General features: G+C 71.4%; 24 protein-coding genes. 19 read left to right on the top strand and 5 right to left on the bottom strand.

The annotated features are described in order from the left end of the window. Positions 1–139: 139 nt before the first annotated feature. The 5 genes from Psi01_RS07750 to Psi01_RS07770 all read left to right on the top strand — a co-directional run bounded on the left by Psi01_RS07750 (position 140) and on the right by Psi01_RS07770 (position 3,946). Positions 140–343, top strand: a complete 204-nt coding sequence (locus tag Psi01_RS07750; RefSeq protein WP_012887307.1) for a helix-turn-helix domain-containing protein — start codon at positions 140–142, stop codon at positions 341–343. A gap of 208 nt (positions 344–551) precedes the next feature. Next, positions 552–650: a 30S ribosomal protein bS22 gene (locus Psi01_RS07755; protein ID WP_018654693.1), complete on the top strand. Its 99-nt coding sequence runs from the start codon at positions 552–554 to the stop codon at positions 648–650. A 23-nt stretch (positions 651–673) separates the two neighbouring features. After that, positions 674–1,699, top strand: a complete 1,026-nt coding sequence (locus Psi01_RS07760) for an NAD-dependent epimerase/dehydratase family protein (protein WP_204063254.1) — start codon at positions 674–676, stop codon at positions 1,697–1,699. Continuing rightward, entirely contained in the window at positions 1,696–2,646 is a 951-nt protein-coding gene (locus Psi01_RS07765; protein WP_204063255.1) for a lysophospholipid acyltransferase family protein, read from the top strand. Before Psi01_RS07760 ends, Psi01_RS07765 begins: the two co-directional genes overlap by 4 nt. Before the next feature lie 262 nt (positions 2,647–2,908). Continuing rightward, positions 2,909–3,946 carry an alpha/beta fold hydrolase gene (locus Psi01_RS07770; RefSeq protein ID WP_204063256.1) on the top strand — a complete coding sequence of 346 codons (1,038 nt, stop codon included), beginning with the start codon at positions 2,909–2,911 and terminating at the stop codon, positions 3,944–3,946. Positions 3,947–4,157: 211 nt separating this feature from the next. Here the strand turns inward: Psi01_RS07770 and Psi01_RS07775 are convergent, their stop codons facing one another. From Psi01_RS07775 to Psi01_RS07785, 3 genes are all read right to left on the bottom strand, one after another. Beyond that, positions 4,158–5,024, bottom strand: a complete 867-nt coding sequence (locus tag Psi01_RS07775) for an HAD family hydrolase (protein WP_204063257.1) — start codon at positions 5,022–5,024, stop codon at positions 4,158–4,160. Between the two features lie 98 nt (positions 5,025–5,122). Continuing rightward, positions 5,123–5,788 carry a DUF5667 domain-containing protein gene (locus tag Psi01_RS07780; protein WP_204063258.1) on the bottom strand — a complete coding sequence of 222 codons (666 nt, stop codon included), beginning with the start codon at positions 5,786–5,788 and terminating at the stop codon, positions 5,123–5,125. Between the two features lie 138 nt (positions 5,789–5,926). Further along, the gene (locus tag Psi01_RS07785) at positions 5,927–6,571 is read right to left on the bottom strand and encodes a sigma-70 family RNA polymerase sigma factor (RefSeq protein ID WP_204063259.1); all 645 of its coding nucleotides are present in this window, start codon (positions 6,569–6,571) and stop codon (positions 5,927–5,929) included. 205 nt (positions 6,572–6,776) lie between these two features. On the opposite strand from Psi01_RS07785, the gene Psi01_RS07790 reads away from it, so the two are divergent. Then, positions 6,777–8,462, top strand: a complete 1,686-nt coding sequence (locus Psi01_RS07790; protein ID WP_204063260.1) for a putative quinol monooxygenase — start codon at positions 6,777–6,779, stop codon at positions 8,460–8,462. Here the strand turns inward: Psi01_RS07790 and Psi01_RS07795 are convergent. Further along, positions 8,452–8,700, bottom strand: a complete 249-nt coding sequence (locus Psi01_RS07795) for a glutaredoxin family protein (protein ID WP_204063261.1) — start codon at positions 8,698–8,700, stop codon at positions 8,452–8,454. The two genes, Psi01_RS07790 and Psi01_RS07795, sit on opposite strands and share 11 nt — an antisense overlap. Before the next feature lie 158 nt (positions 8,701–8,858). On the opposite strand from Psi01_RS07795, the gene Psi01_RS07800 reads away from it, so the two are divergent. The 7 genes from Psi01_RS07800 to hemL all read left to right on the top strand — a co-directional run bounded on the left by Psi01_RS07800 (position 8,859) and on the right by hemL (position 16,830). After that, positions 8,859–9,566: a redox-sensing transcriptional repressor Rex gene (locus Psi01_RS07800; RefSeq protein WP_204063262.1), complete on the top strand. Its 708-nt coding sequence runs from the start codon at positions 8,859–8,861 to the stop codon at positions 9,564–9,566. Between the two features lie 85 nt (positions 9,567–9,651). Next, on the top strand, positions 9,652–10,959 hold the full coding sequence (locus tag Psi01_RS07805) for a glutamyl-tRNA reductase (RefSeq protein ID WP_204063263.1): 1,308 nt from the start codon (positions 9,652–9,654) through the stop codon (positions 10,957–10,959). A 35-nt stretch (positions 10,960–10,994) separates the two neighbouring features. After that, a complete protein-coding gene (hemC, locus tag Psi01_RS07810) occupies positions 10,995–11,867 on the top strand; it encodes a hydroxymethylbilane synthase (protein ID WP_239127294.1) in 873 nt (290 codons plus the stop codon). After that, positions 11,864–13,444 carry a bifunctional uroporphyrinogen-III C-methyltransferase/uroporphyrinogen-III synthase gene (locus Psi01_RS07815; RefSeq protein WP_204063264.1) on the top strand — a complete coding sequence of 527 codons (1,581 nt, stop codon included), beginning with the start codon at positions 11,864–11,866 and terminating at the stop codon, positions 13,442–13,444. The genes hemC and Psi01_RS07815 overlap by 4 nt, the downstream gene beginning before the upstream one ends. A gap of 17 nt (positions 13,445–13,461) precedes the next feature. Then, positions 13,462–14,454, top strand: a complete 993-nt coding sequence (gene hemB / locus Psi01_RS07820) for a porphobilinogen synthase (protein ID WP_204063265.1) — start codon at positions 13,462–13,464, stop codon at positions 14,452–14,454. A 347-nt stretch (positions 14,455–14,801) separates the two neighbouring features. Next, on the top strand, positions 14,802–15,446 hold the full coding sequence (locus tag Psi01_RS07825; protein ID WP_204063266.1) for a bifunctional DNA primase/polymerase: 645 nt from the start codon (positions 14,802–14,804) through the stop codon (positions 15,444–15,446). Between the two features lie 88 nt (positions 15,447–15,534). Further along, on the top strand, positions 15,535–16,830 hold the full coding sequence (gene hemL, locus Psi01_RS07830; RefSeq protein ID WP_204063267.1) for a glutamate-1-semialdehyde 2,1-aminomutase: 1,296 nt from the start codon (positions 15,535–15,537) through the stop codon (positions 16,828–16,830). 24 nt (positions 16,831–16,854) lie between these two features. Here hemL and Psi01_RS07835 read toward each other — a convergent pair whose 3' ends face one another. Continuing rightward, positions 16,855–17,493: a Uma2 family endonuclease gene (locus tag Psi01_RS07835; RefSeq protein ID WP_204063268.1), complete on the bottom strand. Its 639-nt coding sequence runs from the start codon at positions 17,491–17,493 to the stop codon at positions 16,855–16,857. A 139-nt stretch (positions 17,494–17,632) separates the two neighbouring features. On the opposite strand from Psi01_RS07835, the gene Psi01_RS07840 reads away from it, so the two are divergent. Genes Psi01_RS07840 through ccsB form a run of 6 tightly spaced genes read left to right on the top strand, consistent with a single transcriptional unit; the run spans position 17,633 to position 23,246 of the window. After that, positions 17,633–18,562, top strand: coding sequence for a LysR family transcriptional regulator (locus Psi01_RS07840; RefSeq protein ID WP_204063269.1), 930 nt, complete (start codon positions 17,633–17,635; stop codon positions 18,560–18,562). Positions 18,563–18,619: 57 nt separating this feature from the next. After that, positions 18,620–19,258, top strand: a complete 639-nt coding sequence (locus tag Psi01_RS07845) for a histidine phosphatase family protein (protein ID WP_204063270.1) — start codon at positions 18,620–18,622, stop codon at positions 19,256–19,258. Positions 19,259–19,313: 55 nt separating this feature from the next. Continuing rightward, a complete protein-coding gene (locus Psi01_RS07850; protein WP_204063271.1) occupies positions 19,314–19,886 on the top strand; it encodes a TlpA family protein disulfide reductase in 573 nt (190 codons plus the stop codon). Between the two features lie 24 nt (positions 19,887–19,910). Further along, on the top strand, positions 19,911–20,645 hold the full coding sequence (locus Psi01_RS07855) for a cytochrome c biogenesis CcdA family protein (RefSeq protein ID WP_204063272.1): 735 nt from the start codon (positions 19,911–19,913) through the stop codon (positions 20,643–20,645). Then, the gene (gene resB / locus Psi01_RS07860) at positions 20,645–22,201 is read left to right on the top strand and encodes a cytochrome c biogenesis protein ResB (RefSeq protein ID WP_204063273.1); all 1,557 of its coding nucleotides are present in this window, start codon (positions 20,645–20,647) and stop codon (positions 22,199–22,201) included. Before Psi01_RS07855 ends, resB begins: the two co-directional genes overlap by 1 nt. Continuing rightward, positions 22,191–23,246: a c-type cytochrome biogenesis protein CcsB gene (gene ccsB, locus Psi01_RS07865; RefSeq protein WP_204063274.1), complete on the top strand. Its 1,056-nt coding sequence runs from the start codon at positions 22,191–22,193 to the stop codon at positions 23,244–23,246. Before resB ends, ccsB begins: the two co-directional genes overlap by 11 nt. Positions 23,247–23,282 lie beyond the last annotated feature (36 nt).

Genomic DNA, 23,282 nt, shown 5'->3' on the forward strand with positions numbered 1-23,282 from the left:
TGCTGACATGGGACTGCGAAGACTGAGAAACTAGGGGGTTTGCGCGCTCGGAGTCCCGCCTTACGCTGACGACAGTAGACGTGCGTGAGCGATGGCACCAGTGGGGATAACCCGGAAACACGTGCGGAAGAGGCGTCCGATGGGTGCAGGCGAAAGACCTCTCAGCGAGGTGAAGTTCCTGACGGTGGCAGAAGTGGCCACGGTCATGAGGGTGTCCAAGATGACGGTGTACCGGCTCGTGCACTCGGGCGAGTTGCCGGCCATCAGGGTCGGCCGGTCCTTCAGAGTGCCGGAGCAGGCGGTCCACGACTATCTCCGGGATGCCTACATCGAGGCGGGTTGAAGCGATCCCTGAGCTCGGGCTCTCCGGTCAGGACCGGTGTGCGGCGGGCTCGCGCTTCACAGGAGTAGCGGCGTGAACACCACGCCGTGAGTTGGGATGCCCGGGGTCCCCCGGGGGCGATCCACAGTGGATCGCCGGTAGTCTGTTGAACCGGTGTGCGTTCGCGCTACCGGTTCGGCAATCCGCTACCAGCTAACCTGGGGGTCCCGTGGGCTCTGTGATCAAGAAGCGCCGTAAGCGCATGGCGAAGAAGAAGCACCGCAAGCTTCTCAAGAAGACCCGTATCCAGCGGCGTAACAAGAAGTAGCAACGCGGATCTGCGAGGCGTCGATGACCCATACCGTGCTTGTCACCGGGGTCTCGCGCCACATCGGCGCCCGAGTGGCGAGCGTTCTCGCGGCTGACCCGGACATCGACCGGGTCATCGGAGTCGACACGGTGCCGCCGCCCTCGCTATCACGTGATGGCGGCGTACCTCTCGGCCGAGTGGAGTTCGTCCGTGTCGATCTGCGCAGTCCCGACATCGCCCAGGTGATCGCGGCCGCCGACATCGACACCGTGGTTCACATGAGCCTGGTCAGCGCTCCTCCCCGGAGCGGAGGCCGCGCGCTCATGAAGGAGCACAACGTCATCGGCACCATGCAACTGCTCGGTGCCTGTCAGCGGTCCGCGACGGTCCGCCGCGTCGTCGTGCGTTCCACCAGTGCGGTCTACGGCTCCTCGCCGCGCGACCCGGCCGTCTTCGTCGAGGACGCCGAGCCCGGCGAGCCCCCGAGCCACGGCTACGCCAAGGACGCCACGGAGGTGGAGGGCTACGTCCGGGGCTTCGCCCGCAGGCGCCGCGACGTGAGCGTCTCGACGCTCAGGTTCGTCAACTTCATGGGGCCCGGTGTCGACTCGCCGCTGACGCGTTACTTCTCCCAGCCGGTGCTCCCCACCGTGCTGGGCTTCGACCCCCGGCTGCAGTTCATCCACGAGGACGACGCGGTCGAGGTGCTGCGCCGGATGGCGATGGAGGACCACCCCGGCACGTTCAACGTGGCCGGGGACGGCGTGCTGCTGCTGTCGCAGTGCATACGGCGGGCGGGCCTGGCCTCGCTGCCGATCCCCTCGCCGGCCTTCCGCTTCCTGGGAGACTTCGCCCGGAGCGTGGGCGCGGTCGACTTCTCGCCCGAGCAGCTGCGCCTGATGTGCCACGGGCGCGCGGTCGACACCGGCCGCCTGGCGGCGGCCCTGGGATGGAAGCCCAAGTTCTCCACCGGCGCGGCCTTCGAGGACTTCCTGCGCTCCCGGGGCATGAACGGCGGGCTCTCCGGCGCCATGCTGGACATGTTGTCCCATATGGTGACCAGATGAGCGAGACGGCAGGAGAGCGCGAGCCCCGTGACGCCCAGGTGATCCCGATCTCCCGGGCCGGCTCCGCCTACGAGCCATCCTTCGACTTCGACCTCGACCCCGAGGACGACCGCCGGCTGGCCGAGTTCTTCGCGTTCCTGCGGCGCCGCCTGACGGGCGAGTACGAGGTCGACGAGTTCGGCTTCGACGCCGAGCTCACCGACAAGGTGCTCCTGGAGCTCATCCGCCCGCTCTACCGCTACTGGTTCCGCGTCGAGACCGTCGGCATCAAGAACGTGCCCGGCGACACCGGGGCCCTCGTCGTCGCCAACCACTCGGGCACCATCCCGGTGGACGCGCTCATGCTCCAGGTCGCCCTGCACGACGATCACCCCGACCGCCGCGCCCTGCGCCTGCTCGGCGCCGACCTGGTCTACCAGCTCCCGCTGCTCGGCCACCTGTCGCGCAAGACCGGCCACACCCTGGCCTGCCGGGCCGACGCCGACCGGCTCATGCGCAAGGGCGAGCTCGTCGGGGTCTTCCCCGAGGGGTTCAAGGGCGTCGGCAAGCCGTTCTCCGAGCGCTACAAGCTGCAGAGGTTCGGCCGCGGCGGGTTCGTCGCCTCGGCGATCCGGGCGGGGGCGCCCATCGTCCCGTGCGCGATCGTGGGGGCGGAGGAGATCTACCCCAAGATCGGTGACCTGCGCTTCCTCGCCCGGACCCTGGGCCTGCCGTACCTGCCGGTCACCCCGCTGTTCCCCTGGTTCGGGGCTCTCGGGCTGATCCCGCTGCCGTCCAAGTGGCTGATCGGCTTCGGCGAGCCCATCCGGACCGACGAGTACGACCCGTCCGACGCCGACGACCCGATGCTGGTCTTCAACCTCACCGACCAGGTCCGCGAGGTCATCCAGCAGCTGCTGAACGAGCTGCGCCTGCAGCGGGGCCACGCCTTCCCGCCGTTCTTCTGAGCGGTCGTTCTTCCGGGCGGCCGTTCTTCTGAATGGTCGTTCTTCCGGGTGGTCGTTCTTCTGAATGGTCGTTCTTCCGGGCCGTCCCTTTCTAGGTCGCTTCCTACCGGGCTCGCGCCGTCTCCGCGTCTTTCCGATCACGGCGGGATTGTCCGTGCCGCCCTACCGGTGGGCGATTTTTTATTAGCTTTGGAGTCTAACAACGAGTGCTTTCGACCGATATGGTGTAGTCGGCAGGGACTTCTGAGCACTGGGAGTGATCATGGGCGTACGCCGTACCGCGGCAGGGGCGGCCATCGCCGGACTGGCACTGGGTGCGGCGCTGGGGGCGGCGACCCGGCGGCGCGGGGAGCGCGACTCCGAGGCACGGCTCGGCGGGCACCGGGGACGGCCGGTCACCGTCGTCACCGACGACGGCGTCCAGCTCGCGGTGGACGTCGAGGAGGCCGAGGCGCCCGAGTTCGCCGTGGTGTTCGCGCACGGCTGGGTGATGAACCGCCACTGCTGGCACTTCCAGCGGGAGGCGCTCAAGGGCCGGGCCAGCCTGGTCTTCTACGACCAGCGGGGGCACGGCGGCTCGTCGGCGGGGGCCTTCGACGCGTGCACGATCGACCGGCTGGGCGACGACCTGGCCGCGGTGATCGACCAGGCCGTGCCCGAGGGGCTGCCGGTGGTGCTGGTCGGGCACTCCATGGGCGGAATGACGATCATGGCCTTCGCCGCGCGGCACCCCGGGAGGCTGGCCGCGAGGGTGGCGGGCGTGACCCTGCTGAGCACGTCGTCGGGGCAGCTGGGGGAGAGCACGTTCGGGCTCCCGGGACCCGTCGGACGGCTCGCGCCCGTCGTCACCTCGGCGATGTTCGAGCGCATGCGCGCCCGCGCCGCGCTCATCGACCGCAACGTCGCGCTCAAGACGCGCACCAACCTGCCGGTGACCCGCTACGTCGCCTTCGGCCCCGGCGCCCGCCGCGAGCACGTGCGGTTCGTCAACGCCATGGCCGCGGCCACGCCTACCGAGGTCATGGTCGGCTTCTACAACGACTTCCGCGTCCACGACAAGCTCAAGGCGCTGGCGGCGTTCGCGTCGGTGGAGACCCTGATCATGGTCGGCTCGCGGGACCGGCTGACCCCGAAGGTCCACAGCCACCGCATCGCCGAGGCCCTCCCGGGTGCGCGCCTGCACGTCATCCCCGGCGCCGGTCACATGATCGGCCTGGAGCGCCCCGAGATCGTGAACGAGGCCCTGTCCGACCTGTTCCACCGCGCCTCCCGCCGTACGGCGGCGCCGGAATCCGCCTGACCGCGTCCCGCCGTACCGGCGCCCGACGGCGAGGGCCGGGGCGAGCCGGGTGCCGGGTGCCGGTGTCGCGTGGTCGGCGGCGGATCGGGTGATTCGGGGCCGTCGGCGCCGGGGCGGGTGGTGAGCCGGAGTCCGGGGCCGGTAGATGCCGTGCCGGACGGTGGGCCGGGGTGCCGGTGCCGGGTGGTCGGCTGCGGTGTCGTTCAGGTGGTCAGGTCGAGCGGTAGTGGCGGCGCAGGGCGATGGCGGCGGCTACGCCGCCGGCCACGGCTCCGGCTCCGGCGGCGATGGGGACGCCGATCATCGTGGCTTTGCGGCCGGTGCGGAAGTCCCGGATCTCCCACTTGTTCTCCTTGGCGTACTCACGCAGCTCGGAGTCGGGGTTGATCGCGGTGGGGTGGCCGACCAGGGACAGCAGCGGCAGGTCGTTGGCCGAGTCGCTGTAGGCCGAGCACCGGCCCAGGTCCAGGCCCTCGCGCCGGGCCAGGGCCCGTACGGCCTCCGCCTTGGCGGGGCCGTGCAGCAGGTCGCCGACGAGGCGGCCGGTGTAGACGCCGTCCACGGTCTCGGAGACGGTGCCCAGGGCGCCGGTGAGACCGAGGCGCTGGGCGATCACGCGGGCGAGCTCGATCGGGGTGGCGGTGACCAGCCAGACGCGCTGGCCGGCGTCCAGGTGGCCCTGGGCCAGCGCCCGGGTGCCCGCCCAGATGCGGTCGGCCATGGCCTCGTCGTAGATCTCCTCGCCGAGGCGGACGATGTCCTCCACCTTGTTGCCCGCGACGAACGCCAGGGCGGTCTCCCTCGCCTCGGCGATGTGCTCGGGGTTCTCGTCGCCCCGGACCCGGAAGATCATCTGCCCGACGGCGAACTTGACCAGGTCCTTGGTGGTGAACAGGCCCCGGGAGGCGAGCCCGCGGGCGAAGTGGTAGATGGACGCGCCGCGCATCATGGTGTTGTCGACGTCGAAGAAGGCGGCGGCGGTGGGGTCGGGATCGGCCATCGGCATGGCGACGGCCGCCGCGGCTGCCACCTCTCCGGCTGCCTGTGCCTCGCTTCGCCTTCGCATCAGCCGCTTCATAACATCTCAGCTTAACCGGCACAGGTGGCGGAAATCGGTATACATCACGTTAGCGAGGTGTGACGTTTAGCAAACCCCCACCACTCCGGGCTCTCCCGTCACCCGGGTGGCGCCAGCCCCTCGATGTAGTTGAGGTAACCGTTGGCCCGGCGCTGGTCCTCCTCGTCCATCTTGGGGAGCATGCCCTCGATCTGGTTGCGCTGTTTCTGCACGAACCGCTTGAGGGTCCCGGTGGACTTCGCGTCGCGGCGCCGTACCCGGGTCAGGGACGTCACCGCGGACCTGGTGGTCTCCTCCATCGCCTCCAGGGTCTCGCCGACCAGGTCGCTGCCGGCCCGGCCGGAGGAGCCGAGCAGTTCCTCGACCTCGTCGGCCCGGGTGGAGGCGGACCGCAGCTCCCGGGTGGCCCGCTCGGTGTCGTCGGTGCTCAGCTGCAGGAGGGTGCTCTCGGCGGCCCGCTTGAGCGGGTAGAGCGTGTCCCCGGGCACCGAATCGTAGGTGGCCAGGCCCGTGACCAGCAGGGAGACGGCCGTCGTCAGGCTCACCAGCCGGGGGAACAGCATGGACCGCGCGCGGTGGCGCGCCCGGGGCCTGCGGACGGTGACGGGCGGGGCGTCCCCGTCCGGGGCGTTCATGAGGCGCTCGCGCAGCTCCTGGCGGAACTGCGGCCGGGGGGCGGCGGGCATGTGGGTGCCGAGTCGCGACACGCGGTGCTGCGCGCGCGCCCGCGACCTGCGCGAGATTCCGGGCAGCCACTTACCCATGAACGCTCCCTGCTGCCCCCGGAGGATGATCCATCGGTGCTATCTGCCTAACGACAGGCCGCCATGCGAGGTTACGCGAAGCCCCGGTCCGCCACCCTCGCTTCGCCGTCGCGTCGCGGAGGGTCACCGGCGGCACGGTCAGCCCAGGTCGGAGGGGAGTGCGCGGGCCAGCGCCCGGATCGCCCGGAACTGCAGGGCCTTGATGGCGCCGCTCTTCTTGCCCATGATGAGCGCGGTCTCGGCCAGGGACATCCCGTGCAGGAAGCGCAGGACCACGCACTCCTGCTGCTCGGGCCGGAGCGCGCGCACGGCGCTGAGCACCCGGTGGTTCACCATCGCGGTGACGACCGCGTTCTCGGGGATGTGCGGGCCGTCCAGCGGGATCTCGAACACCTCGGCGGTCGACACCTCCAGCCGGTAGCGCCCGGACTTGAAGTGATCGGTGACGAGATTCCTGGCGATGGTCACGAGCCAGGCCCCGAAGTCACGTCCTTGCCAAGTGAAGTCGGCTATTCGGCGAAGCGCGCGGAGGAAGGTCTCGCTCGTGAGATCCTCGGCGAGGGGGTGGGACCCGACCCGAAGATAGATGTAGCGGTAGACCAGGTCGAGATACCGGTCGTAGAGCGTGCCGAACGCCTCCGTGTCTCCCGTCTTGGCGCGGAGGACGAGCTTGCGCAGTTCGTCCGAGACGTCTTCGTGGACGAGGACCTCTTTGCTGCGGACGGTGTGGGTCACTCCGGTGGCGGAAGGGAGCGGCCCGGCGAACGGCCACGTGTCTGGCATCCGGTATCCCTGGGGAGGAAGGGTGCGGCGTGCCCGCCCACTCTAGAAATCATCAGGAAATTCCACAATCCACTTGGCGCTGTCGTGACTGCCGGTAGTCGGCGTATACGGTGTGGGGCTGGATGTCCCCGGGACCGTTCCGCGAGGCCGTCCGACCGGTTCGGCTACCGGTCGGAGGGCAAAGTCCGGCAGCATTGGAGACACCATGGAAGTCCTCGTCGCTGTTATCGCGTCCGCCGGAGCTCTGCTCGCCGCCATCGCCACGGTCGCTCTGGTCAGCAGGCTCCGCAGCGAGCCCAAAGGCTGGCTGGTCGCCTGGAGCGTCACAACGGCGACGCTGGGTGTGTCACTGGGCGTAGTCGCCGCAGGTCATCTTCTCGGATTCGGGACGACCACATTCCGCCTTTACCAGCTGGCCGGTTCGTTCCTGGCCCCGCTGTGGCTGGCGGTCGGGGTGATCCAGCTGCTGGCGCGCAAGCCCACGGCCAAGCTGGCCTCGTGGCTGCTGGGCGGCGGTCTCACCGTCATCGCCCTGGTGATCATCATGGTCGACCCGGTGCTGCAGGCGGAGGACTTCACCAAGAGCCTCCCGGACGACGGCCTGACGATCGGGCTCCCGCCCGCCTCCACGCACTGGGGCCTTCCGCCGACCGTCCTCCTGCTGGTCGTCCACCTGATCGTCGCGCTGATCCTGGTGGCCGGCATCGGGCTCGCCTTCATGCGCTGGCGTGACGGTGACGACTACGACACCGACAACATGCACGCCCTCCTGGTCGTCGGCCCCACGGGCCTCGCCCTGGCCGTGGCCTTCACCTTCGGCGTCCCGGGGATGTTCACCGCCCTGCTGCTGACGGCCACCGCCGCCGCGGTCTGGTACGCCGTGCTGCGCCCGCTGGCGCCGTACGAGGACGACGAGGACTTCGACGACGACTACGACGACTACGAGGAGCGCCGCCCGAGCCGCCCGGTGCCCGACCCGCCGCGGGACGTGCAGGTCGCCGGCCGCCGCGTCACGCCGGGACCCTCCGCGGCCGCGCTGCCCGAGCAGCCGTCGCGCCGCTCGGGCCTGGGCGACCTCGTGGCCGAATACCGCGCCGGCGAGCAGAACGTCGACTACGGGGCCCGCATGCAGCGGGGCGGTCCCACCCCCGACGATCCGTTCGGCGGCCCCGCCACCGGCACCTTCATGGCCGGTGAGTACGGCATGCCGCCGGCCGCCCGCCCCGCCGGCGACGACGACCGCGACCGCAACTTCCCCAGGACCGGGCAGTTCGGGATGCCGCCCGTCAGCAACGACCCGGGCGGCCCGGCGACCGGATCGTTCGGCATGCCGCCGCTGGGCTACGACTCCGGCGGCCCGGCCACCGGCGAGTACAGCGTCCCCCTCAACGAGTACGGCGAGGCCGACCCGTCCCGCGGCCGCCCCGGCCGGGGCCCCGACGCCCTGCCGGACACCAGCCTGCGCCCCATGCCCGCCGACCAGGCGTTCGGCGCCGCTCCGGCCGGCCGGAGCCCGGCGGCCGAGCGGACGGGCGGCGCGAACGGCTCCAGCCGCCCTTCACCGAGCATCTTCGGCCTGCTGACGGTGTTCACCCTGGTCGACGGGACCGGCGAGATGTTCGACCGGCTGGCCGAGGAGACGGTCGAGTCCGTGCGCACGAACGAGCCGGACACGCTGATCTACACCTGCCACTCGGTGAAGTCCGCCCCGCTCCAGCGCATCATCTACGAGATTTACCGAGACCAGGTCGCCTACGCCGAGCACCAGCGCCAGCCCCACGTGGAGCGGTTCGTCGCTCAGCGGCAGAACATGGTGCTCGCCACGAACGTCATCGAGCTCAACGTGAACGCGGCGAAGGTGCTGCCGTTGCCGACGGCGTTCATGATCTGAGCGCGGCGCGCAGGCGGTCTTCGTCGACGCGCCAGAAGTCGTGCTGGACGCCGTCGACGAGGGTGACCGGGATCATCTCCCAGTACTTCGCGTAGTCCTCCTCGGAGGCGGTGATGTCGCGTTCCTCCCAGGGGACGCCCAGCTCCGTGGCGACCCGCTCGATCACGGCCCGCGCGTCGTCGCACAGGTGGCAGCCGGGCTTGCCGAGCAGTGTTATGCGGTGGTCCTGCGGTGACATGCCCGCAACGCTAGCCGTTCGAGCACACGGGGAGGTGCGTTGAAGACCCACTTTGTGCACCGGTTCACAAAGGGACTAACCTGGATGACAGTGACCTCACCTCGCCATCCGTCGCGTCCGGGCCGAGCCGGTCGCCTGTCCCCCTGGAGCTCCGGCACGTGATCCGCCGTCTGTCCCAAGCTCGTGAACGTGGTATCCCCGAGGCGACCGTCGCCCGGCTGCCGCTCTATCTGCGAGCACTGAACGGCATGTCCGAGCGGGGTCTGGCGACGGTGAGCTCGGAGGACCTGGCCATGGCCGCGGGCGTGAACTCGGCCAAGCTCCGCAAGGACCTGTCGCATCTCGGCTCCTACGGCACGCGCGGGGTCGGCTACGACGTCGAGTACCTCATCTACCAGATCTCCCGTGAGCTGGGTCTCACCCAGGATTGGGCCGTGGCGATCGTCGGAGTGGGTAACCTCGGTCGTGCGCTCGCCAATTACGGCGGCTTCGTCTCCCGGGGTTTCAGGGTCGCCGCGTTGCTCGACGCCGACCCCGAAGTGGTGGGCGACCGCATCGCGGGATTGAATGTGGAGCACATCGACGAGCTGGAAGCCGTGATAAGGCGGCGGGGTGTGTCGATCGTGGTGCTCGCGACGCCGGCCGCGGCGGCCCAGCAGGTGGCCGACCGGGTCATCGCCGCGGGGATCACCAGCATCTTGAACTTCGCCCCCGTCGTGCTTTCCGTGCCCGAAGGCGTCGATATCCGTAAGGTCGACCTATCGATCGAACTGCAGATCCTCGCGTTCCACGAGCAGCGCAAGACGGATCGGATGACTGGGGGGCCCGCGATGGCCGAGGAATGGCCCGAGGCGGTGGATCTGTGATCCCGCCGAGGACGACTGAGAGCCGCCGCGAGCCGGACGGGCACGACGAGCAGGGGGAGCCCCGCTCCCCGCGCGGGGGGCGGGCATGAGCATCCTCGCCATCGGCCTGAGCCACCGGACGGCTCCCGTGGCGCTGCTGGAGCGGGTGTCCGTCTCCGGCGACGCCCTGCTCAAGCTTCTGCGCGACGTCCAGCGGGCCTCCTGCGTCGCCGAGACCATGGTGCTGTCCACGTGCAACCGGGTCGAGGTCTACGCCGTCGTCGACCGCTTCCACGCCGTGGTGAACGAGGTCTCCGAGCTGCTCAGCGTGCACTCGGGCGTCCCCGTCGAGCAGCTCGCGCCGCACCTCTACGTGCACTACGAGGACCGCGCCGTCGAGCACCTGTTCTCGGCGGGCGCCGGCCTCGACTCCATGGTCGTCGGCGAGGGGCAGATCCTCGGCCAGATCCGGCAGGCGCTCAAGCTCGCCCAGGACCAGGGCACGATGGGCCCGACGCTCAACGAGCTCGTCCAGCAGGCGCTGCGGGTGGGCAAGCGCTCCCACGCCGAGACGGGCATCGACCGCGCGGGCGCGTCCCTGGTCAGTGTCGGCCTCACCCTCGCCGAGCGCGTCCTCGGCCCGATCCGCGACCGGCGGGCGCTGGTGGTGGGCGCCGGCTCGATGAGCGCCCTGTCCGCCGCGACCCTGCAGCGCGCCGGGGTCACCGACATCGTGGTGGTCAACCGCACCCACGAGCGCGCCGTACGGCTGGCGCAGACGGTCGGCGGCCGGGCCGCCGAGTTCGGCGACCTGACCGCGGAGCTGGCACAGGCCGACCTGGTCGTCTCCTGCACCGGCGCCACCGACCTGGTCATCACCGCCGACATGGTGACGCCCCGCGAGATGTTCCTGCTGGACCTCGCGCTGCCCCGGGACGTCGACCCCGCGGTACGGCGCCTGCCCGGCGTCACCCTGGTCGATCTGGAGTCCATGCAGGAGGGCGCGGCCGAGGCCGGCGCCGACGACGGCGGCCGGCTGGAGGCCATCTCCGAGGTGCGCGGGATCGTCGCCGACGAGGTCAGGGCCTACCTGTCGGCCGAGCGGGCCGCGCGCGTGACGCCGACCGTGGTCGCCCTGCGCAGCAAGGCGGCCGACGTGGTCGAGACGGAGCTGGGCCGGCTCGCCGGGCGCGTCCCGGAGATCGAGGGGCGCATCCGCGACGAGGTCGCGCAGACCGTCAGGCGCGTGGTCGACAAGTTGCTCCACGAGCCCACCGTGCGTGTCAAACAGCTCGCGGAGTCCCCGGCAGGCGATCATTATGCGGAAGCGCTGCGCGAGCTGTTCAACCTGGACCCGAAGGTGCCCGACGCGGTCAGGCGCACCGAGACGATCGACATGGAGGTGGACCGGTGACGGGCCCGCTGAGGATGGGAACGCGCCGGAGCCTCATGGCGACGACGCAGTCCGGGCTGGTGGCCGCCCGGTTCACCGAGCTGACCGGGCGGGCCGTGGAGCTCGTGGGCGTCACCACCTTCGGTGACGTGACCAAGGCCGACCTCACCCAGCTGGGCGGGACCGGCGTCTTCGTCAGCGCGCTGCGCGACAAGCTCATCGAGGGCGAGGTCGACTTCGCGGTGCACTCGCTGAAGGACCTGCCGACCACGCCCGACCCGCGCATCGCCATCGCCGCGATCCCGGCGCGCGACGACCACCGGGACGCCCTGGTCGCCGGGGCGAAGCTGGCCGACCTGCCGCCCGGCGCGAAGATCGGTACGGGGTCTCCGCGACGAATCGCCCAGCTTCGTATGCTTCGTCCGGATCTCGAGTGCGTGCCGATCCGCGGCAACGGGGAGACCCGGATCGGCAAGGTCACCTCCGGCGAGCTGCACGGCGTCGTGCTGGCCGCGGCCGGGCTGGCACGGCTCGGCCGGGAGGCCGAGATCGCCCAGATCTTCGAGGTAGAGGAGATGCTCCCGGCCCCCGGGCAGGGGGCGCTGGCGGTGGAGGTCCGCTCGGACCGGACCGACCTGCTGGAGCTGCTGGGCGTGCTCGACGACCCCGCCACCCGCGCCGCGGTGACCGCGGAACGCGCGGTGCTCAACGCCCTGGAGGCCGGCTGCGCCGCTCCGGTTGGTGCGTACGCGACCGTCGACGGGCAAGATCTGAACCTGACCGCGGCCGTCGTCGCCATCGACGGCGCGCACGCGGTGCGCAAGTCCACCGCCGGGACCCTTTCGGCGGCCACTGGTCTCGGGCGCGACCTCGCGGCCGAGATGATCGGCGAAGGGGCAGGCACGTTGATAGGGGAGCAGGCACATTGAGCTCCGGAAGCACCACCTTCGAGCACCCGGCCGGGTTCGTCGCCTTCGTGGGCGCGGGACCGGGCGACGAGGGCCTGCTCACGCTGCGCGGGGCCGACCTGCTGTCGAAGGCCGACGCCGTCGTGCTCGACAAGGAGGTCTACGGCCCGCTGCTGCGTCACTGCCGTGAGGACGTCGAGATCCTCGACGCGGCGGAGGAGGACGTCGTCTCGCTCAGAGCCGTCGCGGCCGCCAAGGAAGGGCGGTGCGTCGTACGGCTGTGCGCGGGCGATCCGATGTTCTTCTCCTCGATAACCGAGGAGGTCGCGGCCTGCGCCAAGGCGGAGGTGGACTTCGAGATCGTCCCCGGCGTCCCGCCGGCGACGGCGGTGCTGACCTACGCGGGCATCCCCGCCGCGGTGTCGGTGCCGGAGTTCCGGGTCGTGGACGCGACGATGGTCGACGACTGGGGCGCGTACGCGACCGGGGCGGGCACCCTGGTGATCTACAACGGGATCGCCGAGGCCGTGGCCATCGGCAAGGCGCTCGTCGCCGCCGGCCGGCCCGACTCGACGCCGGTCGCGATCAGCAGCGCGGGCACCACCACCGAGCAGTACACCGTGGTGACCACGCTCGCCCGCATGGCGCCCGACCTCAAGCACGCCGGGATGACCGAGCCCGGGCTGATCGTCGTCGGCGAGGCCGTGGGCATGCGTGACCGGCTGTCGTGGTTCGAGACCAAGCCGCTGTTCGGCTGGCGGGTGCTCGTGCCCAGGACCAAGGAGCAGTCCGCGGGCCTGGTGGAGCAGCTGCGCTCCTACGGCGCGGTTCCCGAGGAGGTCCCGACGATCTCCGTCGAGCCGCCCCGCACCCCGCAGCAGATGGACCGGGCGATCAAGGGCCTGGTCACCGGGCGCTACGAGTGGGTCGCCTTCACCAGCGCGAACGCGGTCAAGGCGGTCCGCGAGAAGTTCGAGGAGTACGGCCTGGACGCCCGCGCGTTCGCCGGGCTGAAGGTCGCCGCCGTGGGCGAGGCCACCGCGCGGGCCCTGGTGGAGTTCGGGGTCAAGCCGGACCTGGTGCCGACCGGGGAGCAGTCCTCGGAGGGTCTGCTGGCCGAGTGGCCGCCGTACGACTCGATGCTCGACCCGATCAACCGGGTCCTGCTGCCGCGCGCCGACATCGCCACCGAGGCGCTGGTGGCGGGCCTGACCGAGCTCGGCTGGGAGTGCGACGACGTCACCGCCTACCGGACCGTGCGCGCCGCCCCGCCGCCCGCCCCGATCCGGGAGGCGATCAAGGGAGGCGGCTTCGACGCGGTGCTGTTCACCTCCTCCAGCACGGTGCGCAACCTGGTGGGCATCGCCGGGAAGCCGCACAACGTCACGGTGATCGCCGCGATCGGCCCGCAGACCGCCAAGACGGCCGAGGAGTTCGGCCTGCGCGTGGACGTCATGGCCGACAAGGCGTCGGCTTCGGCACTCGCGGCGGCCCTGGCCGAGTATGGTGCCAAGCAGCGGCAGGCCGCGCTGGCGGCCGGAGACGTTCCCCGCAGGCCCTCCCAGAACAGGCGAGGGGCCCGGCGCCGCGCCAAGTGACCTCAAGTGGAGACATCATGACCGCCCAGTTCCCCGTGGCGCGCCCGCGCAGGCTCCGCCGTACCGCGCCGATGCGCCGGATGGTGGCAGGGACCCGGCTGCACCCGTCGGAGCTGATCCTGCCGATGTTCGTCAAGGAGGGCATCGGCGAGCCGAGCCCGATCGGCTCGATGCCCGGGGTGTTCCAGCACACCCGCGACTCGCTGCGCAAGGCCGCCCACGAGGCGGCCGAGGCGGGGGTCGGCGGGCTCATCCTGTTCGGCATCCCGCAGACGAAGGACGCCCGCGGCTCGGCGGGCGACGACCCGGCCGGGATCGTCCAGCAGGCGGTGGCCGACCTGGTCTCCGACGTCGGGGACACGATGGTCGTGATGACCGACACCTGCCTGGACGAGTTCACCGACCACGGGCACTGCGGCATCCTCACGCCCGAGGGCGAGGTCGACAACGACGCCACCCTCGAGCGCTACGCGGCCGTCGCGGTGGCCCAGGCCCGGGCGGGCTCGCAGGTCATCGCGCCGAGCGGGATGATGGACGGCCAGGTCGCCGCCATCCGCGCGGCGCTGGACGCCGACGGCTTCGAGCAGGTCCCGATCCTGGCCTACTCGGTGAAGTACGCCTCGGCGCTCTACGGCCCGTTCCGCGAGGCCGCCGAGTGCGCGCCGCAGTTCGGCGACCGCAGCGCCTACCAGCAGGACCCCGCGGGCCCGGTCGGCGAGGCCCTGCGCGAGATCCGCCTCGACCTCCAGGAGGGCGCGGACGCGGTGATGGTCAAGCCGGCCATGCTCTACCTCGACATCCTGCGCCAGGTGCGCGACCTGGTGGACGTGCCGGTGGCGGCCTACCAGGTCAGCGGCGAGTACGCCATGATCGAGGCCGCGGCGGCGAACGGCTGGATCGACCGCAACCGGGCCATCATGGAGTCCCTGGTGGCGATCCGCCGCGCCGGAGCCGACATGATCCTCACCTACTGGGCGACCGAGGTAGCCCGTAACATTTGGCGACGCTGACGCGTCGCAGGCTCGGGCTGTGTCTGATTGCGACGCTTCGCGTCGCAGGCTCGGGGGCTCCTTGATCCGGCTCCCGCCCTCATCCCGTCCTCGCTCCGCTGCGGGCGTTCCTCCGTTGGTTCACCGGCGCCCCCTCACGTGTACCCCTCGGGGGTGAGACTCTTCGCACATGCCCAGAACTGGGGGTTTGCCGCATGGAGGTGGGTTGCGTGCGTTAGAGTTCGATGACCGGTGCGGATGTGTCCGAGGTGGCGTGGACCTCTGAGTGTCTCCCTGATGTCAACCAGAAAGCGGATATATCACCGCATCCGGGTATGACGCGGGGCGCGCGGACAACGGAGGACGCAATGGTGGGGGTACCGCTGGCTCGTCGCACCAGGCGACGAGCTCATCCGAAGCAGCAGATCATCACGTCCGTTCTCGAGTACGCCTCGATGGGCTGGGCGAGCTGTCCCGGGGCACGCCCGCTCCGCAACGGACCGCGTGCCTGCTCCTGTGACCGCATCGGCTGTCCCGACGCGGGCAGTCACCCGCTCTCGCGCGCCTGGCAGATGCAGGCCACCACCGACGCCACGCTGCTCACCCACTGGTGGCAGAGCGAGCCCGAGGCGAACGTGATCCTTCCCACCGGGCGCGTCTTCGACGTCTTCGACGTACCCGTGGCCGCCGGGCTCACCGCCCTGGCGGCCATGGACTCCGCCGGAACGGCCTCGGGCCCGGTCGCCGCCAACGGTGACCGGGTCCTGTTCTATGTGGCCACCCGCAACGCCTCCGACGACGAGGACGAGTGGTGGTCCTGCTCCCTGGACTACGGCCCCTCGACCATCGAGGAGATGCCCGGCCTGCGCTGGCACTGCCGCGACAGCTACGTCCTCGCCCCGCCCTCGATCCTGCCGACCGGCCAGCCCGCCTCGTGGCTGCGTCCTCCGGACGGCCGCCCGCTGCCCGACCCGCTCCGCGTCCTCGACGTCCTCGCCGACACCTGCGAATAGCCGGGCGGACAGTCCGGGCGCGCCGCCCGCGGGCGGCGTCGCGAGCCCGTGGCGGGGACCCGGCCTCCCCTGCCCGTAGGCTGGGACGGTGAGCCGTACCCAGAACTCCGAGGACCTGTTCGCCCGCGCCCGCGAGATCGTTCCGGGAGGTGTCAACTCCCCGGTGCGCGCCTTCGGCGCCGTCGGCGGCACACCCCGTTTCATGGCCGCCGGCCAGGGGCCGTACATCACCGACGTCGACGGCAACCGCTACGTCGACCTGGTCTGCTCCTGGGGGCCGATGATCCTCGGGCACCGGCACCCGGCGGTGGTCGAGGCCCTGCAGGAGGCGCTGGCGCACGGCACCTCGTTCGGCACGGCGACGCCCGGCGAGGTCGAGCTCGCCGAGGAGATCGTCGACCGGATGGCCCCGGTGGAGAAGGTCCGCCTGGTCAGCTCGGGCACCGAGGCCACCATGTCGGCCGTACGGCTGGCGCGCGGCTTCACCGGCCGGTCCAAGGTCGTCAAGTTCGCCGGCTGCTACCACGGCCACGTGGACGCCCTGCTCGCCTCGGCCGGGTCCGGCCTGGTCACCTTCGGCCTGCCCGACACCCCCGGCGTGACCGGCGCCTCGGCCGCCGACACCGTGGTCCTGCCGTACAACTCCGTCGAGGCCGTGACCGAGGCCTTCCGCGCCTTCGGTGACGAGATCGCCTGTGTGATCACCGAGGCGTGCCCGGCCAACATGGGCGTCGTCCCGCCGATGGACGGCTTCAACGCCAGGCTCCGCGAGCTGTGCACCGTGCACGGCGCACTGCTCATCGTCGACGAGGTGCTGACCGGATTCCGCGTGTCGGGGTCGGGGTGGTACGGCCTCGACCCGGTGGACGCCGACCTGATGACCTTCGGCAAGGTGATGGGCGGCGGCCTGCCCGCCGCCGCGTTCGGCGGCCGGGCCGAGGTGATGGCCAACCTCGCCCCCGAGGGCCCGGTCTACCAGGCCGGCACCCTGTCCGGTAACCCGCTGGCCTGCGCCGCCGGCCTGGCCACGCTGCGCGCCTGCGACGACGAGGTCTACGACCGGGTGGACGCCGCCGCCCTGGTCGTCGGCCGCGCCGCCTCCGACGCGCTGGCCGCCGCCGGGGTGCCGCACCGCCTGCAGCGCGCGGGCAGCCTGTTCTCCATCTTCTTCACCGACGACCCGGTGACCGACTTCGCCACCGCCCAGACCCAGGACACCGCCGCCTACCGGGCCTTCTTCCACGCCATGCTGGAGCAGGGCGTCTATCTGCCCCCGTCGGCCTACGAGGCGTGGTTCCTGTCGGCCGCCCACGACGACGAGGCGCTGTCCCGCGTCGCCGAGGCCCTGCCGATCGCCGCCAAGGCCGCCGCCCAGGCCGGGTGACCTCCGCGCCCGGCCGGTGAGGCGTCAGCGGGGGAGCTCGTCGAGGTCGATGTCGACGGGGAAGGGGACCGGGACGGTCAGCCGGCCGTGGTGGATCCCGGTCAGGCCGTACGCGCCGGTGGCCGGGTCGAGCTCGTAGACGTAGACGACGGGCTTGCCGTCGCGGTTCTCGACCCGCCACAGATGTGGGATGCCGGCCTCGGCGTAGCGGGCCGGCTTGGTCTTGCGGTCGCGCTCCTCGGACTCGGGGGAGACCACTTCGACGACGAGGTGCACCTCGTCGGGGGTGTAGAAGGTGCGCTCGTCGTCGTCGGCCGCCTCCGCGTCGACGACCAGCACGTCGGGGCAGGGACGCGTGCGGAGGCCGAGCTTGACGTCCATCTGGTCGACCACGGCCAGCCGTTCGGGGGCCAGGTCGCCGAGGACCGCGGTGAGGCCGCGGATCACGCGTTGGTGAAAACGCTTCCGGGGGGACATGAAGACGAGGGCTCCGTCGATCAGTTCGACGTGCCTGAAGAAGTCAGGCTCGCCGTTCGGCCCCTCTGACGGGAGGCGGTCCAGGTCGTCGGCGGTCCATCCCCACGGCGGCGGGGCGGGCCAGTATTCGAGCGCGCTGCTCACGTCGGTCACCGTAACGTCGTCCCCGTCACGCGGTGTGCTCATTCGGATCATCTCCGTTGCTCTCCGCCCCATTGCCCATCCGGCGGCCGACGTCGTACGACTCCATTGGAGCCATGCCCGGCGACTCTTCGTCAATTCAGCACATGACGGGCTTTTCGGATCCCTCATTTAGAATCGCTACATGCTTGACCTCAACCGGCTGAAGGCCCTGCACGCCGTGTCCGTGTACGGCTCGGTGGGCGCGGCGGCCGACGCTCTCATGGTGACCCCCTCCGCGGTCTCGCAGCAGCTGGCCAAGCTGGAACGGGAGATCGGCGCGACCCTGCTGGAGCGCAACGGCCGGGGCGTGCGGCTGACCGACGCCGCCGGGCTGCTGGCCGACCACGCCGGGCGAATCCTCGCCCTGGTGGAGACCGCCGAGGCCGACTTCGAGGCGTTGCGCGGGGAGGTCGTGGGGCGGCTGAGCATCGGCGCGTTCCCCACGGCCGCCCGGGGGCTGATGCCGCAGGCGCTGCTGCGGCTGCGCGAGCACCACCCGGACCTGCGCCTGCAGCTCCACGAGCGGGAGCCGGAGCGGCAGCTGCGCGAGGTGGCGCGGGGCGAGCTCGATCTGGCGGTGATCCAGGACTGGGTGAACCGGCCGATGGCCGTCCCGGAGGGGCTGTCCAGGGCGACGCTCTTCGACGACATCGCCGACGCCATCCTGCCCGCGGACCACCGGCTGGCCGGCCGTCCCGAGATCGAGCTGTCCGAGCTCTGCGACGAGCGGTGGATCAGCGGGTCGCCCGGCACGGTCTGCCACGACTGGCTGGTCTACACGCTGCGCGCGGCCGAGCTGGAGCCGGAGATCAGCTGCATGGCGGACGAGTATCCGACCCAGCTCACCCTCGTCGCCGCCCGGCAGGGATGCGCGATCATCCCCCGCCTCGGCCGCGACTTCATGCCCGAGGGGGTGCGGGCCGTACCGCTCCGTCCCCGCCCGACCCGCAGGATCTACGCGGTCTGGCGGAGCGACGCGGCCCGCCGCCCGGCGATCCGCGCCGCCGTCGAGGCGCTCAAGGCCGTCTCCGCCGAGCGACTGCAGCTCCAGGAGCTCCGGGCCTCCGCGTGAGCGCATGATGCGCCCTCAGTGATAGCGATCGCTACCAATGGGTAGGCTGACGACACCATGGCTGAGACCACTGTCGTTCACCTCCTGCGCCACGGCGAGGTCCACAACCCCGCCAACGTCCTGTACGGCAGGCTGCCGGACTACCACCTGTCGGAGAACGGCCGGCAGATGGCCGAGACCGTCGCCAAGTCGGTCGCCGGCCGCGACGTCGTCGCTCTGTTCTCCTCCCCGCTGGAGCGGGCCCAGGAGACCGCCGAGCCGCTCGCGGAGACCTTCGGCCTGGAGGTCGTGCTCGACGAGCGGCTCATCGAGGCCGCCAACGTCTTCGAGGGCGTCTCCGTCGGCAACGGCGACGGCGTCTTCCGCAACCCCCGCTACTACCGCCACCTGTGGAACCCGCTGCGTCCCTCCTGGGGCGAGCCCTACGCCCAGGTGGTCGCGCGGATGCGGGGGGCGGTCCTGGCCGCCCGCGCCGCGGCGCGCGGTCACGAGGCGATCCTGGTCAGCCACCAGCTCCCCATCTGGAGCATCAGGCTCGCGGCGGAGGGCCGGCGGCTCCCGCACGACCCGCGCCGCAGGCAGTGCGGGCTCGCCAGCCTCACCACCTTCACCTTCGAGGGAGATCGCCTGGCCAGCGTGGGGTACGGCGAGCCGGCGGCCGCGCTCGTCAGACGCCCCACTGTGCCGGGCGCCTGACTGCGCCGGTAGAGTGACTGCTCTACCGCCTGTAGTACAGGGAGATCTTCCTCTGATGCGCGCCACACCGTTCGCCGCCGCCGTGCTCGCGCTCGTCGCCGTCGCCGGGTGTGCGGGAAGCCCGTCCTCGCAGCCGCAGGCAGGCGACACCCGCTTCGTGGCCGGAGACGGGAAGGTCACCCTGTTCGAGGCGGGCGAGCGCAAACCCGCCCCCGCGGTGGAGGGCGAGACGCTCGACGGCGGCACCGCCTCGCTCAGCGCGCACCGGGGCAAGGTCGTCGTGATCAACTTCTGGGCGTCCTGGTGCGCCCCCTGCCGCGCCGAGGCGCCGGTGCTCAAGGACATCGCCGCCACGACCAAGGCGGACGGCGTGGAGTTCCTCGGCGTCGACTTCAAGGACCGCAAGGCCGACGCGCTGGCCTTCGAGCGCAACCACCGGTCCGGCTACCCGAGCATCTTCGACCAGCCGGGCAAGGTGGCGCTCGCCTTCCAGGGCACGGTCCCCCCGGCGGCCATCCCCTCGACCCTGATCATCGACCGCCAGGGCCGCATCGCCGCCCGCGCCCTCGGCGCGGTCAAGTACCGCGACCTGCTCGACGCGGTCACCAAGGTCAGCGATGAGAAGTAGGAGCGCGGTCCCGGAGCCGCGGCGATGAGCGCCGACCTGGCCGGCACGGTCGCCGGCGGCTCGCTCGCCCTGGCGCTGCCGATCGCGGTGGCGGCGGGGCTGGTGTCGTTCCTGTCGCCGTGCGTGCTGCCCCTGGTCCCCGGATACCTGTCGTACGTGACCGGGATGAGCGAGGACCCCAAGCGGGGCCGCATGGTCACCGGGATCGTGCTGTTCGTCCTCGGCTTCGCCGCGGTGTTCGTGGCCGGCGGGGCGCTCGCCGGGAGCCTCGGCGCGGTGCTGTTCGGCAACGCCGAGACCATCACCCGGGTGCTCGGCGTGCTCACCGTCGTGCTGGGCCTGGCCTTCATGGGCGCGATCCCCGGCCTCCAGCGCGACTTCCGCATCCACCGGCTCCCGGTCGCGGGGCTGGCCGGGGCGCCGCTGCTCGGCCTGGTGTTCGGCCTGGGCTGGACCCCCTGCATCGGCCCCACGCTCGCGGTGGTGCTCAGCCTCGGTGTGAACGAGGGCAGCGCCGGCCGCGGCGCGCTGCTCGCCTTCGCCTACGCGCTCGGTCTCGGCCTGCCGTTCGTGGCGGCCGGGATGGCCTATCGCAAGGCCCTGCACACGTTCAAGGCGGTCCGCCGCCACTCCCAGCTGATCACACGGGTGGGCGGGGCCATGCTGGTCGCCGTCGGCCTGCTGCTCGTCACCGGGCTCTGGACGGAGCTGATCGCGACGATGCAGGCGTGGATCGGCGGATTCCAGCCGGTGATCTGATGACCGTTACCGAAACCCCCGACAGGACGGCCGAGGCGCGGCCCGCGAAGCTGGGCGCCGCAGGCTGGGCGCGCTGGTTCTGGCGCACGCTCACCTCGATGCGGACCGCGCTGATCCTGCTGTTCCTGTTCGCCCTGGCCTCGGTCCCCGGATCGGTCTGGCCGCAGCGCGGCGTCTCCGACGCCAAGGTCGCGCAGTACTACACCGACAGCCCCGAGCTCGCCGAGTGGCTGGACCGGCTGTGGCTGTTCGACGTCTTCAAGGCGCCGTGGTTCGCGGCGATCTATCTCCTGCTGTTCATCTCCCTGGTCGGCTGCGTGCTCCCGCGCACTGCGGCCCACCTGCGCGAGCTGCGCAGGAAGCCGCCCGCGGCGCCGCGCAACCTGTCGCGGCTGCCCCAGCGCGCCGTGCTCGACGGTGACCTGACCGTCGAGGAGGCGGCCAGGAGGCTGCGGAAGCTGCGCTTCCGGGTCACCACCGGGCCCGGCTGGGCGGCGGGCGAGAAGGGCTACCTGCGGGAGACCGGCAACCTGCTGTTCCACGTCGCCCTGCTGGGGCTGCTGATCTCGGTCGGCGTCGGCTCGCTGTACGGCTACCGCGGCAACGTGCTCATCGTGGAGGGCGACGGGTTCGCCAACACCGTGGCCGCCTACGACCGCTACATGCCCGGCACGCAGGTGAACGCCGAGTCGCTGGAGCCGTTCTCCTTCACGCTGGAGGACTTCCAGGCCACCTACATCGCCAGGGGCGAGAAGCGCGGCCAGGCGCTCGACTACTCGGCCAGGCTCGCGGTGAGCGACCGGCCGGGGGCCGCGGAGCGGACCTACGAGCTCAAGGTCAACGAGCCGCTCGACGTGAACGGCACCATGACCTACCTGCTCGACCACGGGTACGCCCCGACCTTCAAGATCACTGACGGCAGCGGCCAGGTCGCCTTCGAGGGGTCGGTGCCGTGCCTGGTGGTCCAGCCGGCCACCTTCGCCTCCGAGTGCGTCATCAAGATCCCGGACGCCCAGCCGCGGCAGCTCGGCATCATGGTCGCCTTCCTGCCCAGTGCCGTGCCCACCCAGGACGGGGAGTGGACGTCGGTCTTCCCCGGCGCCGCCAACCCGGCCGCGCAGGTGTACGGCGCCTTCGCCGGCGACCTCGGGATGAAGGACGGCCGTCCGCAGTCGGTCTACGAGATCCCCGCCGAGATCCTCAAGAAGATGACGCCGCTGGTCATGAAGGCCGACCCGCTGGAGGTCGGTCAGAAGCTCGACCTGCCGGGCGGCGCGGGATCGATCGAGTTCACCGGCGTCAAGGAGTGGATCGCCCTCCAGATCACCCACGATCCCGGCCGGATGCCCGCGCTGCTGTCGGCCGCGCTGGCCACCGTGGCCCTGGTGTTCTCCCTGACGATCCGCCGGCGCCGCGTCTGGGTGCGCGCCGGCGACGGCGGGGCCGAGGCCGGCGGTCTCACCCGTACCGAAGGCGGCGACTTCGGCGAGGAGTTCGCCCGCGTCGTCGCCGCTCTGAACCACGGTCCGAACGATGGAGCCAAGAATGCCCGCTGAGGCCGATGCCACCCTCGCCGCGCTGAGCGACCAGCTCATCCTGGCGGCGGTGCTGTTCTACGTCATCGCGATGCTCGGCTACGCGCTGGAACTGGCCTTCGGCCGCGCCTCGGCCCGGTCCTCCGCCGCGGGGACGCCCGCGCAGGAGGCGGCCGCGCAGGAGGCGGCCGCCGTACCGGCCGAGGCCGCGCTCGCCACCGTCGGCGGCGGCGCGACCACCGCGCCGGAGAAGGACGGGGACGCGACGGCCTCGCCGGAGCCGGGCGGGGACGCCGGTACGGGCGCGCGCGCTCCCGCCGGTGGGCGGGGGCCGTCCCCCTGGGTGCTGCGCGCGGGCCCGGCCGCCCTCGTGCTGAGCTGGATCGGCTTCGCCCTGAACCTCGGGTCCCTGCTCACCCGCGGCCTGGCCGCGGGCCGGTGGCCCTGGGGCAACATGTACGAGTTCGTGGTCGCGATGTGCCTGGCGGCCATGGGCGCCTTCCTGCTGATGCAGCTGCGCTACCCGATCCGGTTCCTGGGCGCCTCCGTCTCGGCCGCCGCGGCCCTCGGGCTCGGCTTCGCCGTACACTCCCTGCACGTGGAGACGGGGCCCGCGATGGTCGCCCTGAACTCCTACTGGATCGCGATCCACGTCTCGGCGGCCATCATCGCCAGCGGCCTTTTCATCGTCGCTGGAGCCTGCGGCGTCATCTACCTGATCAGGAACGACGCGGCGGTCCACCTGCCGACCCGGGAGGAGCTGGACCGGGTCGCGCACCGGGCCATCGTGATCGGCTTCCCGATCTGGACCTTCGCCGTCATCGCCGGCGCGCTCTGGGCCGACAAGGCGTGGGGCCGCTACTGGGGCTGGGACCCCAAGGAGGTCTGGGCGTTCATCACCTGGGTCGTCTACGCGGGCTATCTGCACGCCCGGGCCACCGCCGGCTGGAAGGGCCGGGCCGCGACGGCCGTGCAGCTGGTCGCCTTCGCGTCCCTGCTGTTCAACCTCATCGGCGTGAACATCTTCTTCGAGGGCCTGCACTCCTACGCCGAGCTCCCCGGCTGAGCCTATGGCCGTGCCGTGTACGGCGGCTCGGGGGCT

The organism is Paraplanobispora siamensis (assembly GCF_016863175.1).
GTDB classification, from domain to species: Bacteria; Actinomycetota; Actinomycetes; order Streptosporangiales; family Streptosporangiaceae; genus Planobispora; species Planobispora siamensis.